This is a genomic window from Kitasatospora herbaricolor, assembly GCF_030813695.1.
GTDB classification, from domain to species: Bacteria; Actinomycetota; Actinomycetes; order Streptomycetales; family Streptomycetaceae; genus Kitasatospora; species Kitasatospora herbaricolor.
In genome coordinates this window covers 127,954-140,208 of the sequence record NZ_JAUSVA010000003.1, presented here as the reverse complement: position 1 = coordinate 140,208, position 12,255 = coordinate 127,954, and the positions used below count along the sequence as shown (strand labels likewise).

12 protein-coding genes and 1 pseudogene are annotated in these 12,255 nt (G+C 72.3%); 10 read left to right on the top strand and 3 right to left on the bottom strand.

What is annotated here, in order from left to right; translation table 11 throughout:
- The first annotated feature begins 13 nt into the window (after nucleotides 1–13).
- From J2S46_RS39980 to J2S46_RS39965, 4 genes are all read left to right on the top strand, one after another.
- The gene (locus J2S46_RS39980; protein ID WP_191293340.1) at nucleotides 14–625 is read left to right on the top strand and encodes a TetR/AcrR family transcriptional regulator; all 612 of its coding nucleotides are present in this window, start codon (nucleotides 14–16) and stop codon (nucleotides 623–625) included.
- A gap of 300 nt (nucleotides 626–925) precedes the next feature.
- A complete protein-coding gene (locus J2S46_RS39975) occupies nucleotides 926–1,129 on the top strand; it encodes a hypothetical protein (protein ID WP_191293341.1) in 204 nt (67 codons plus the stop codon).
- Nucleotides 1,130–1,799: 670 nt separating this feature from the next.
- On the top strand, nucleotides 1,800–2,162 hold the full coding sequence (locus J2S46_RS39970) for a GvpU-like protein (RefSeq protein WP_191293342.1): 363 nt from the start codon (nucleotides 1,800–1,802) through the stop codon (nucleotides 2,160–2,162).
- Nucleotides 2,163–2,518: 356 nt separating this feature from the next.
- Nucleotides 2,519–2,719, top strand: coding sequence for a hypothetical protein (locus J2S46_RS39965; RefSeq protein WP_191293343.1), 201 nt, complete (start codon nucleotides 2,519–2,521; stop codon nucleotides 2,717–2,719).
- A gap of 270 nt (nucleotides 2,720–2,989) precedes the next feature.
- Here the strand turns inward: J2S46_RS39965 and J2S46_RS39960 are convergent, their stop codons facing one another.
- The gene (locus J2S46_RS39960) at nucleotides 2,990–3,223 is read right to left on the bottom strand and encodes a hypothetical protein (protein WP_191293344.1); all 234 of its coding nucleotides are present in this window, start codon (nucleotides 3,221–3,223) and stop codon (nucleotides 2,990–2,992) included.
- A gap of 1,067 nt (nucleotides 3,224–4,290) precedes the next feature.
- On the opposite strand from J2S46_RS39960, the gene J2S46_RS39955 reads away from it, so the two are divergent.
- From J2S46_RS39955 to J2S46_RS39945, 3 genes are all read left to right on the top strand, one after another.
- Complete coding sequence (locus tag J2S46_RS39955) at nucleotides 4,291–4,653, top strand: helix-turn-helix domain-containing protein (protein WP_370882348.1); 363 nt, start codon at nucleotides 4,291–4,293, stop codon at nucleotides 4,651–4,653.
- 190 nt (nucleotides 4,654–4,843) lie between these two features.
- Nucleotides 4,844–5,491 carry an STAS domain-containing protein gene (locus J2S46_RS39950; protein ID WP_191293345.1) on the top strand — a complete coding sequence of 216 codons (648 nt, stop codon included), beginning with the start codon at nucleotides 4,844–4,846 and terminating at the stop codon, nucleotides 5,489–5,491.
- 101 nt (nucleotides 5,492–5,592) lie between these two features.
- Nucleotides 5,593–5,832: a hypothetical protein gene (locus J2S46_RS39945; protein ID WP_229913237.1), complete on the top strand. Its 240-nt coding sequence runs from the start codon at nucleotides 5,593–5,595 to the stop codon at nucleotides 5,830–5,832.
- 84 nt (nucleotides 5,833–5,916) lie between these two features.
- Here the strand turns inward: J2S46_RS39945 and J2S46_RS39940 are convergent, their stop codons facing one another.
- The gene (locus tag J2S46_RS39940) at nucleotides 5,917–6,309 is read right to left on the bottom strand and encodes a PIN domain-containing protein (RefSeq protein WP_191293346.1); all 393 of its coding nucleotides are present in this window, start codon (nucleotides 6,307–6,309) and stop codon (nucleotides 5,917–5,919) included.
- Nucleotides 6,306–6,596, bottom strand: a complete 291-nt coding sequence (locus tag J2S46_RS39935; RefSeq protein WP_191293347.1) for a hypothetical protein — start codon at nucleotides 6,594–6,596, stop codon at nucleotides 6,306–6,308. The genes J2S46_RS39940 and J2S46_RS39935 overlap by 4 nt, the downstream gene beginning before the upstream one ends.
- Before the next feature lie 172 nt (nucleotides 6,597–6,768).
- Here J2S46_RS39935 and J2S46_RS39930 point away from each other — a divergent pair.
- The 3 genes and pseudogenes from J2S46_RS39930 to J2S46_RS39920 all read left to right on the top strand — a co-directional run.
- Nucleotides 6,769–7,089 (top strand): annotated as a pseudogene (locus J2S46_RS39930) (DUF6596 domain-containing protein); the annotation flags it as partial.
- Between the two features lie 256 nt (nucleotides 7,090–7,345).
- Nucleotides 7,346–7,723: a hypothetical protein gene (locus tag J2S46_RS39925; protein WP_229913238.1), complete on the top strand. Its 378-nt coding sequence runs from the start codon at nucleotides 7,346–7,348 to the stop codon at nucleotides 7,721–7,723.
- 140 nt (nucleotides 7,724–7,863) lie between these two features.
- A complete protein-coding gene (locus tag J2S46_RS39920) occupies nucleotides 7,864–11,298 on the top strand; it encodes a hypothetical protein (protein ID WP_191293348.1) in 3,435 nt (1,144 codons plus the stop codon).
- Nucleotides 11,299–12,255 lie beyond the last annotated feature (957 nt).

Genomic DNA, 12,255 nt, shown 5'->3' with positions numbered 1-12,255 from the left:
GAGCCCGCCCCGCATGCCGAAGATCAACGCCTCCACCGTCGCCGAGCACCGTGCCCAGCAACGCGAGGCGCTGATCGGAGCGGCGATCGACATCCTGGTCAACGAGGGCGCCGCCGCCGTCACACCGGCGGCGGTCGGCGCCCGCGCGGGCCTGGCCCGCTCCAGCGTCTACCAGTACTTCGACTCCTCGGCAGCCCTCCTCGCCACCATCACAGAGGAAGCCTTCCGGCGCTCCAACGACGCACTCACCCGCGCCATCGCCACCGCGAACGGCCCACTGGAACGCGTCGAGGCGTTCTTCGGGGAAAGCCTCCGCCTGGGCGCCGAAGGCGCACACCGGCCCGCCGTCGCCCTCATGAACGCCGGCCTTCCTCCGGCCTGCCAGCAACGGCTGATGGAACTCCACCTGGATCAGGTCGAACCGTTCCGCGCCGCCGTCCGGGAGCTCGGCGCTCCCGAGCCCGCGCTCACGGCCGACCTGATCGCCGGAATGCTGCACACCGCCTTGGCCGCCGTCGAGAACGGCACCCCCCTCGATACGGTCACACAGCGCACCCTCGCCCTCGTGCGCCGCTGCCTCACCCCGGCCGACAGCACCGCCCGCGCACCGGAAGAAGGGGCCTGAAGCCCTCGTAACCGCGGCGATCGGCCTGGTCCTGGTGGGCGTCGCCCGCGGGTTGCTCCTCCTGGTCGCCCTCGGCGTCGTTCTCCTGGTCACCGCCACGGCCTCCCTCGCCGCATCAGCGTGCCGGGGACGGCACCCTCGCCGCTGACCCGCAGCTGCCCCGACCCGCGCGCGGTCCTGTGCCGTCGGTTCGCGCGGCCGCGCGGTGGCGGCGTCCAACGGCCGCGTGGTGACGGGTCCGGTGGTGACGGGCCCGGTGGTGGGGGTGGTCCGGTGTCGGGGCGGGGTAGGTGTGCAGGCATGAAACAGCCCGTACAAGACCAACCGGACACGAGTTCGGGCACGGCCACCGCGACGGAGTTGACGGCCGAACTGCTGCGCCGGCAGACCGCCGAGGCCTGCGCCCACCTGCGTGAGCAGGCCGCCCGCATGCGCGCCGGCCTGCCGCCCGATCCTGTGTCCCAGCCTCCGCCCAGCCACGGCGGGGAGGAGGTGGGCGGCTGACCGGCCGCGCCACACCGTCGGCGCCAGGCTCTCGCGCACCCGCAGGCCGAACGGGATCTTCGTGCCGTCCACGCGGCCGCTGCCGGCCAGGACGAGCAGCGTGATGCGCCCGATGTTCGCCGACGCCTGCGCGGGCCACAGTGCCTCTTCCTCCCGCAGCGTCTTCCAGGTCGGGCCGTGGCCGTGCCGGTCGCGGTAGGCGCTGATCCAGTGCAGTGCCCGCCCGAGCCACTGGGGATCGCCGACCAGCTCGTGCGCCCGGGCCCGGGCCCGGGCCCGCGCCGTCGCGGCCCCGGGCCCGGCCGCCGTCCGGCACCCGACCCGGAGCGTCGGGCACCGTGGTCCACCTGGCCCTCCCGGTCCCCGACGTTGCCCGGCGGCTGAGGCACCGGAGTCGATCCGGTGTTCGCCGTCGAACAGAACGCCCCCGCTGTTCCGGCTTCCGCCCGGGACGATCTCGCGGCCCAGCAGCTGCCGCACCGCCTCGGCGAGCCTCTCCGACACCCGCTGGTGCGCCTGATCGCTCTGCAACGCCGCGGCCGGTCGGCGCGTTCGGCGGTCGGCGCCGAGTGGTGCCCGCACGCGCACGCCCTTGCGGCTGAGGTTCGCGTGGCGCGGGGGTCCTGGGGTGGGTGTCGGGCCGCGGCCGTTGTGTCCTAGTCTGTGGGTCATGTCGAACCCTGACGGGCTGCTCGTCGACATCGCCGCGATGGTGGAGTCCGAGCACAGCAACCAGATGTCGTTGACGGTGGTGGTCCCCGGTGCGGTGATCACGGGCAGGCTCGCGCCGGTGGCCCTGTGGTGGGAGCGGGTGGCGGAGGTCCTGGAGGCGTCGGAGCACCTGAAGCCGTTCGCCGCCCTCTTCGCCCTGCCCCCTGCCGGCCTACCGGAGCGGCCCACGCACCTGCATCTTCATCGGGCGAGGATCCTGCAGGGCGACTTCGCGCTGCCCCATGGCGGAGGTATGTACCGGATCGCCATCGAGGACGTCAGCAGCTGGACGGTCGGGGACCTGCGCTACTCCGACGTCTGACGGCGGTCCCGGCGGGGGCGGTGACCGCCCGGATGTGTCGTGCCGGTTCGTGTCGTTGCCGGCCATGGACGCGAACGACGGCCGCGCACAACCGGCGGCTCCGCGCCGGCGCAGGACCTGTGGGTGCGTCGGCTCGTCGGCGGACCACGACGGCAGGCGGACGAGTTCGGCGCTGTTCGCCGCCGACCGGGGTGCCAGTTGCGATGCGTTCTCCACGAGAGGTGGCGAGCCGCTCTCGGCCGGGTCGAGCGTGCTCCCGGAGTTCTGGTGCGTCGGGACCTGCGGGCGTTGGCTCTGGCCTCGGGCCTGCTTCCTGACGGGGCGCGGACGGTGCCGGGGTGGGGCAGAGGTGCGGCATGGCACAGGACATGTGGGACAAGCCGGACGAGTGGCTCGACGACGGGCCCGACGGCGCCGAGTCGCCGGCGTTGGCGCTCGGAGTGCTGCGGCGTCGGACGGCCGAGGTCTGCGCCCACGTGCGCGAGCAGGGCGCCCGTGCACGCCGGCCTGCCGCCCGATCCTCTGCCACCGCTCCTTCGCGGCGGGTGAGCGGCTGACCGGCGGCCCCGCCCGGAGCACCCGGTGCTGCTGCCTCACCCCAACTCCTGGTCCCGGGCCGCGCCTTCACTTTCGCCTGCTCGCGGGTGCGGAGGAACCGGGGCGGACGCGGGCCGCGGTAGGACCGGCGGGTCCGAACTGGTCCTCGAAGCGGCCTGCCCCAGCCGCACCGCCCGCGCCGGCCGCCGCCCGGGCGCGCGTCGCGCCGTGCTTGCGTGGGGCGGGAGACGGCTCCTGACCTGTGCTTCCCCACCGGGGTCGCGGCGCGGCTATCGGGGCGCCGGTGGCCGGTCGTGCTGGTGGTGTTGGGGATCGAGGGCGTGCCGTAGGGCGGGCAGGTCGGTGAGGGTGGCTTGTTCGGCGAAGCGGGCGAGGAGCCGGCGTAGGACGTGTTCGTCGCGGTCGTGGACGGCTTCGGTGAGGGCGGCCAGCAGGGACGCCCGGGTGCGCGGGGGATGCGGGGCGGGTGCGCGCGCTCCTGGTGGCGACTGTTGCCCTTCCACCTGTCGGTCCTCCCGTTCGTCGGTGTTGCGGTGCCGGCCGGTCGCTGTTCGGGCCGAAGACTACCTGCCCTTCGAACAGCTAAAAATCTGTGTTGGCTGGAGTAGACATTGCCACGTGTCGTGGTTAGTGTTTCTCTCGTAGCAAGCAGTCAAGCGGTACCCGCCAGACATGAACTGGCGGGCAGCAGGACAGAGTTCGCAGGTCAGCACGGTTGCGGGGTTCCGAAGCCAGGGTTGGTGCAGTTCGGCGACGGGACCGGCGGCCGGGCCGGGTGGCCCGCAGGTATCAGGGGCCGCCACCGAGCGGTACCGCAGCAAGGTTGCAGTTCGCGGGTGAGCAGTACGCAGGACAGACGCCGGGCAGGTGGGCGTAAAGCAGTGACAGACGGTGCGGCGGCAGAGTTCCGGAGCCAGAGCGGTTGCAGGACGGCGACGGGACTGGCGGCCGGGCCGGGTGGCCCGCAGGTATCAGGGGCCACCACCAGCGGTACCGCGGCACAAGGAGCAGTACCCCGCAGGTCGAAGTTGAGGTTGGCAGTCGCAGTACGCGGTATCCCGGTGAAGGCGCCCAGGCTGCGGGCGCGCGTGCCGGGAGGTCCAGGCAGTGGGGTTCCAAGCCAGGGAAAGTGCAGGACGGGCGACGGGGCTGGCTGCCGGACACGGTGACCCTTCGAGGCCGCCACAGCGGTACCAGGCAGTTCGCAGTTCAGCAGTACTGAGCAGTACCCGTGTTGAGAAGAACCAGCAGGACCGAGCAGTACCAGGCAGTACGCAGTACGCAGGCAAGTACCCACAGAGGATGAACGGAGGGGACAGAGCACCATCAGGATCGCCCGGCCCGTGAGGCAAGTTCGTCCGGGCGGACACCGCAGACCCCCCAGCTACGAAGGACGGTGGTTTCCGGTCACGCATACGCGATCCCCGCACGCCCCTTCCCCCGGGGCAGTGCGGAACTGAAAAAAGCCGGCCCGAGGCCGGCAGATGGTGATGTATCCCTTCGGGGCCCCGGAGCCGCCACGGCACCGGGGCCCCTCCACGCGTCCCCGACCCCACACAGAAGAGGTGCAGTGACCACGGCAATCATCCTGCCCCACACCCCCACCCCCGGCTCCGACTCCTTCGACGACGACGACTACCCCGCCTACACCATGGGCCGCGCCGCCGAGATGACCGGCACCACCGCCGGCTTCCTGCGCGCCCTCGGCGAACAGGGCCTCATCACCCCGCTCCGCTCGGAGGGCGGCCACCGCCGCTTCTCCCGCTACCAACTACGGATCGCGATGCGCGCCCGCGACCTCGTCGACCAGGGCACCCCCGTCGAGGCCGCCTGCCGCATCGTCATCCTCGAAGACCAACTCGAAGAAGCCCTGCGCATCAACGAACAACTACGCCACGACGCCGGCGACCCCGAGCCGACCGCCGACACCTAGACACATCAGCCTGGCTTCCAGAACCGGCCCGCGGTGAGCGGCAGACGCTCACCGCAGACCCCGCAATTCCCGCCGCAGGCACGTGTACGCCCCCGCTCCGGCCCGGCGACCCACCTGCCGCGAACGCGTGGGGCGACCTGGCCGCCTCGACCGCACCGGGTCGGCCCGACCTGACCGAAGGGACCACGACGTGCTTCACGCCGACGCCGAGCACCTGGACAACTCCTCCACCTGGGTGCGTCTGCGTGGCGACCTCGACCAGGACAGCGTCCCCGTACTGGAACGGACCCTGCGCCGCTGCCTGGCGGCAGGCCGCCCACGCCTCTTCGTCGACTGCGCCGAACTGCGATTCTGCGATTCCTCGGGGCTCAACGCCCTGCTGCACGCCCATCGTGCGGCTGGTGACCTGGGCGGGGCCGTGCTGTTGGTCCGTCCGTCCGACGGGCTGCTGACCCGACTTGACCTGGCGGGCCTGGACCAGGTGCTGACCGTCCGGCACGACCTGCCCGCCCCACTGTCTTCCCCGCAATCCGCCGACCGCCGGGCGGCGGCCACCCTGGAGCACCCCTCCCTGCCCTCCCTGCCCGCCCTCTCCGGCGGTGTCACCGGTGCGCCCGGTGGCCCGGACGCCACCTCCGCCTTCTCCTACGACGGCGTGGAGAGCGCATTCGCTGCCGCGAGCGCGCTGGGCCCCTTGGACCGGCTGAACCGCCTGCGGGCGCTGCATGAGGCCCGCCGCCAGGAACGCAGACTGGTGATCGAGAACGCCCGCTCCCACGCCGCGCTGTCCTGGCACGGCGGCCCCGACGAGTCCGGACGGAGCGCAACCACCACCTGAGCGCCGAGCGTGGCCTCCACCGCAACGCGACCCTGTCGGGCTCGGAAAGTCATCGCCGCAGGTGAAATGAGTGTGACGATCCCGGTTGGCATCATCTTCGCGTGATCGTTTCGATGCTGTACAAGGTGGCGCGCAAGCTGCTGTCCTTCCCCAAGCTGCTGCTTCGCCGCGACACCGCCAAGGACGCAGAGTTGCTCGTGCTCAGGCATGAGAACGGGCCGCCCGCAACCAGCTACCACCCGACGCCCACGAGCAGACCACTGCCGTGGACGACCTCGAGGGCCGCAGACTCCTGCGCACCCGCGTTCTCGGCGGTGTCATCAACGAGTACCGATACGTAGCTTGACCAGCGGCGATGACTTTCCGAGCCCCACAAGATGCACACGCCCTCGCCCAGGGGCAAGCTCGCCCCCCGACAGCGGTACCTACGCCTCCAGGCGGGGGTCGTCGATGTCGACGGTGACGATCCCGGGCGGATAAAGCTCGGGACGGGCCGTCAGAATCAGGTGCTGCTGCGGACGCACGGGGGTGGGCAGGCTCGTGGTGATCGCGTGCGCCACGTCCTGGCCCCCGAACCCGTCGCGGACCATCGTCGCCACCATCACGGCGGTACTCGCGTCCAGCGGCTCGAACTCCAAGGAGGGCAGCGCCAGGACCGCGTGCGCGGCACCCTCGTCCTTGATCTCGGCCTCGACCAGGCACAGCACCGGCACCAGCAGATGCTGGAACGGGCTGTGCAGAGCAGCATCCACGATCCGGTGCAGACGCGGGTGACCGGCGGCCAGCGCAGACAGGGCACTGGAATCCAGAATGATCACGCGCTGCGCCTCGGGGCGACCTTGGCGCGCGCGTCCTCCGCGGCGATGCCGTAGACCCGCTTCAGCAGGTCAGGGCCCTGGTCCAGCTCCGTGTCGGTGAGGGTCATCCCGAAGTGCTCCCGCAGCAGCCGGCGGCCCTCGGCAACGCGCTCGGCGATCTGCTCCGCGGTGGGCTGCTGCTCCACCAGCAGAGCCACCTGGGCGCCGATCGTGGTGCCGCTGGCCGCCGCAAGGGCCGCCAGCCGGTCACGCGTATCCGGGGAGACCTTGATCGTCGCATCAGCCATACCACGATCGTACACCGCTGGTGTACCAACGGTGTACCGGCCTGTCCGGTCGCGGCGGTAGGGGCCCGGGCGGGGGGAGCAGGGGAGGTAGGAGGAGAGCCCTCAGACGACGGGAACCCTGATCTCACGAGCACTACCCACACAACCAACAGGGTCACGATCTACGGGTGGCATGCTGACACGCGCCACCCGTTCGCTTTGGCGTCACGGTGACGCTCGGCCGAACGCCACTCCAGTCCTGTCCGGCCCGCAGGGCGCTGACCTGCGGGAACGGTTTGAACACAGCGTCTCAACGAGGGCTACCTGGCGACCGGCCCCGACGCCGACCCCGTACGGCACTGCCTCACCCGAGGCGATCCGGCTCACCCGCCTGGTTCGCGCCCTCGTGCCGCAGGACGGCGAGGCGACCGGGCGGCGGGCCTCGATGCTCCTCACCGAGGCCCGCCGCACCGCCCGGCGCTCACCGAACGGCGAACTGGTCGCCCTCGGTGAACAGGACCGCGGGGCCTGGGACACGGCGATGATCGCCGAGGGTCACCGGCTGGTCCGCGAGCGACTGGCCACCGGCGCGCCTCCCGGCCGCTACCGGATCCTCGCGGCGGTCAACGCCGTGCACACCTCCGCCCGCCACGCGGACGACACCCACTGGTCCCAGGTCGTCGCTCTACGACCAGCTCGTCCGCCTCGACCCCTCGCCGGTCGTCGCCCTCAACTGGGCCGTCGCGATCGCAGAACTCGACGGCCCCGAGGTGGCCCTGACAGCCGTCGACCGCCTCGGCACCACGCCGGCCGACTACCACGCCTGCCACGCCTGCCACGCGACCCGCGCCGACCTGCTGCGCCGACTGGGCCGCGGTCAGCAGTCGCGCGAGGCCTACAACAGGGCCATCGAGCTGGCCGGCAACACCGCCGAGACCGCCTCGCTCACCCGGCGCCGCGACCGACTGCGGGCAGGCCTCCCGCCGGTCGGTGACCGGGCCGGCCCCTGCATACCGACGGTCACGACCCGGGCACCCCGCCGCCACCGGCCGGATGAACACAGCGTCACCGACGCCGGTCGTCGACTGGCGGTCCGTCAGGAACCCGGCGGCCGAAGGCCCAGGCGGCCGGATGCGCCGTCCGGGTGAATGTGCTGTGCTGGAAACAGGGCTTGAGTGCCACGGGGACGGCGCCCGATGACACCGCGTCGTGTGCTCCGGCTGTCCTCCTCATGCGCTACCGGCCCGTCGTGGCCCGCCCAGTGGCAGTACGACCCGGAGGAGCGGCAATGATCACGCACGGTGCCTCGCTGGACGAGGCGGTCGCGGCGGCGGAGGACGTCGACCGTGGCCTGGTCTGGATCGTGGAGGCCGGACAGCACCCCGGCCTCTCGTCCTGGGACCGGCCCTCGGGCCGGCTCACCCGACACCTCGACCTCGCCGGACCGCCCGGCGGCGTGGCGCTGAGCGGCGACCGCACCGAGGTCCTGGTCGCGCTCCGCGACGGGCCCGTCCTCGCCGTCGCCGCCGCCGACCCCGGCGCGGGCCCGCACACTGTCGGGCTCCCCGGCCACCCGCTCGGCCAGCTGGCCGCCTCCCGACCGACGACCGGCCGCGGCCACGCGCTCGTGGTCGACGACGCGCCGTCCCAGGTCGTCGCCGTGCGCCTCGCCGACGGCCAGGTTCGCGACCTGGTCACGCTGACCGGCCTGACCGGCGTCACCGCCCGCGCCCAGGACGTCTGGGTGGCGGCGACGACGGCGGGCGAGGGGCGCCTGCTCAAGGTGACCACCGGCAGCACCCAGGGCGTGGCCGCTGGCCTGCTCCCCACCGGACACCTGACGGTCAGCCAGGACCGCGAGCTGCTGCTGACGGCGCATCCGTCCGCCGACCGGCTGTCCGTCCTCCGCTTCGCCGACGGCAGCCTGACCACCCGCGCCACCGACCTCGCCGAACTCGACGGCCCCATCGTGGAGGCGCACGCCCTCGACGACGGCACCTTCCTCATCCTCACCACCCGCGGGCTCGCCCTCACCGACGACCTCGACGACCTGCCAATGCGCCCCCGGCTGGTGCCGCCCGCCGAACCGCTCTTCGTCGGCTCCTGGGTGCCGCTGCAGTACGACCTGACGGGCACGGCACTCACCGACGACGACGTGTCCTTCACCGTGATCGGCGACCCGGACGCCGCCCTGGTCTCGCACACCTCCGCCGTCCCCGGTCCGGGCGGCCACCGGGTCGCGCTGCTGGTCGCGGGCGGACTGCTCGGCAGCTTCGAGGTCGCGATGACCGAGGCCGCCACCGGCCAGGAGCTCGACCGGGCCCGCTTCGAGGTCACGGACCACTGGCACGACCCCGATCACGGACCGTCGCAGATGCTGCAGGGCGACAGCAGCCCGGCACCTGCCGGGGACTGGGGCGGCGGCCCCAGCGCACCGCAGAACCTGGGCACCCAGGCGCACAACGGGCGGTGGCGCACGCTCGTCCTGCTCGTGGACACGGCCGACGGAGCGTATCCGACCCCCGCCGCCGACCTCGCCGCAGCACGGAAGGCCGTCCTCGACGAGGTCCAGGACGGGGTCCCGTTCAACGGAAGCACCCGTTCGGCCCGCCTCTACTACGAGGAGCTGTCCGGCTGGAACGCGGCCACCGGCCAGGGTCTCACCCTCCAGGTGTACAACAACCGGGTCTACGGCCCGGTGCGGCTGCCCAACGGCTGGACGACGTACTTCGGGCAGGGGAAGGACGCGGCCGGCACGGTGGTCGACACCCGCTGGTCCTCGCTCGGTGCGACCGTGCAGACGATCGTCACCCGCACCATCACCGACGGGCTGCTCACCACCGCCGACTACCGGAACATCGACGTGCTGCTGATGGTGCCGTTCTCCCCCGACGCGCCCGGCGTCGGCGACAGGCGCTTCGTCTGGCCGCACGCCCAGTCGGCACTGCCCTACCTGGCCGGCACCAACGCGGCCACCGACCAGGCGCAGTTCGGCTTCGTCTTCGCCCCGCCCGACTTCGCCACCCAGGACGGCCGCCAACTGCACACCACGCTCTCCCACGAGATCGGGCACACCCTCGGCCTGCCCGACCTGTACAACTTCCCGTCCTACACCCCGGACGTCACCGGCCGGCTCACCATGGGCTGGGACATGATGGCCGGCAGCCGGGACACGCTGCCGCACTACTCGCTCTCCAACCGGATGCGGCAGGGCTGGGTCGGGGCGGCCGACCTCAAGCTCTACAACTTCAGCGGGACGGGCAGCGTCAACGAGTCCGTCACCCTGCACGCCGCCGAGCTGGGCAGCCCGCCGCCGGGCCGCAAGCGCGGCATCGAGATCCGCCTCGCCGACGGCTGGAACACCTACGTCGAGTACCGCGCCCGCCAGGGCACCCAGATCGGCGACACCCTGCCGACCGACCGCAGGGTGGTCATCACCGACGTCACCTCGGACGCCTTCGTCACCCCGAACGCGCGCCCGCCGGTGATGTTCGTCCACAACGACGACGACGGCGACGGCCCGATCCTCGACACCCCCGCCGACTACGAGGACAAGGACCCGGCGACGCAGAAGTCCCTGCGCGTCAAGGTCGCCTCGACGGCGGCCGACAACGCGGTCGTCACCGTCGAGTACGGCTCCGACGGCCGGCCCGACCCGGGCATCCGGCCGTGGACCGGCGGCCCGGCCTGGCAGAGCCCCGACATCGAGGTACGCAACGCCAGGTCCAAGGCCGACCCCGCACGGTGGTTCAACGTGCCGTGGATCGGCAACCCGAACACCGTCGTGGCGAAGATCCGCAACGGCGGCGACCTGCTCTGCAAGGGCGTCGTCGTCGACTTCTTCGCCGTCGAGTTCACCACCGGCGACGGGCCCATGGTGCCGCTCGGCAGCGACACCCACGACATCAAGCCCGGCGAGGTGCGGGAATTCACCGCCGGATGGACCCCGACCGACACCGGAGGCCACTACTGCATCGTCGTGCGCATCCGGCTCTACCAGGACCCGACCGTCGCCGGCGTCGTCGAGACCAACATCTACAACAACGAGGCGCGGTCCAACTACACCCGCTTCGTCTCCGCCACCGCCTCGCCGTCCACCCGGGTGGCCGCCGAGGTCCGACTCGCCAACCCCTACGAGGCGTCCACCCTCGTCCAGGCGGCCGTGCACCAGACTCACCGCCTCCACCGGGTCTACCTCGACCACCGGTGGCTGCGCGTCCCCGGCGGCAGCAGCCTACCGGTCCGGATCCTCGACGAGGCACTGGCCGGCTTCCCGGGGCAGAGCGACCAGGAGCTCGAATCCCTGTGGGCACGGGACAACCAGGTCAGCGTCGAGGGCTGGGCCGCGCGGCCCTTCCCCACCGACTGCGGCTCCCGCACCCTCACCGGCGGCGCCGCCGTGAGCGTCGGCGCGGGCCGGGCAACGCTCACCCGCCTCACCGAGGCGGGCCTGAGCTGGGCCGCCGGGACGGTCGAGCACCTCGACGACGGCAGCGGCGCCCAGGACGGCGCGATCGTCGTGGTCGCCCAGGAGTCCGACCCCGACGGCGCCGTCGATCCGATCGGAGACCGGGTGACGGCCCAGGGGACCGTGCAGGGCGGACGGTTCACGGTGGAGTTCCCGCGTCCCCTGCAGTCCGAGTACGGCGTGCTGCAGGCCCACTTCCTCGGCGCCTTCGGCGCAGCGCCCTCCGACAGCGAACCGAGGGCGGCCCACGGGTGACCCGGACGGGCCGCCCGCACGGACGGCCCAGCGGACCCGCCGGACCGGCGAGCCGATGACGCTGAGGTCCTTGGACGACGGGGACGTCAGAGACGTCGGTGGCGACCGCAGTGCCCTGGCCGGCGCGAGCCGGCACCCTCCTGATGTCGAGCGGCCGCTCGAGCGGCTGCCGGGAACATCTACGTCGAGGTCGCGGACCGGCCAGCGGACGACTTCCCTGTGGGCCCGGTGAGGGAAGCCGACCGGCAGGTTGAGCTGCTGCGCCCGGGTCAGGCCTACGAGTGCTCCCGCTCCACGGTGGCCTGCACGGCCTGACGAGCCGAGCCTGCGCGAGGTTGGACAGGCACGTGTGCGGATCGGCACCGGTGACAACACACCGGGCCAGCACCGTAGCCGGCGAGCCCGCGACCGAATCGCCCAGGGCCGTCCTCCAATCCAGCCGATGCAGCCCGACGGCCTTCAACTAGAGCACGTCTTCAAAGGTTGATGGCCCTCGCCAAGGACCCCGTCCCGGACGACGGCAGCGGCGACTGGGTCGCCATGTTGAAGAAGGCCGGGTTCGATCCGTGGACCAGCTCGCGTACGCAGGTGGGCGGACGGTGGACCGGAGCCGAGCTTCCTCTCGAGATGACGGTGTATCACCGCAATGTGACGGTACCCCGCTTCGCGATCGACCTGTATGGCAACCAAGACGGCACCACCCTCGCCGCTTACGCCGCTGAGCTCCCCGACGTGATGGACCTGATCGCCCGCTGGGCGCCGGCCGTCCAGGCCTTGGCCGCAGCCGCCCTCGGCCCCAGCTCCAGGACGCCCGCCGGTGAACGCCCGCCGCTTCACCGGCGGCAGGGCGGTGCTGGCGGTCGTCGCGGTGATCTGGTGGGTCGTCAACGTGCCGTACGCGGCGGCCGGCCTGACCGGGATCGGCACAGCCTGGCCCGATCGGTTGGCTGGCCGCGA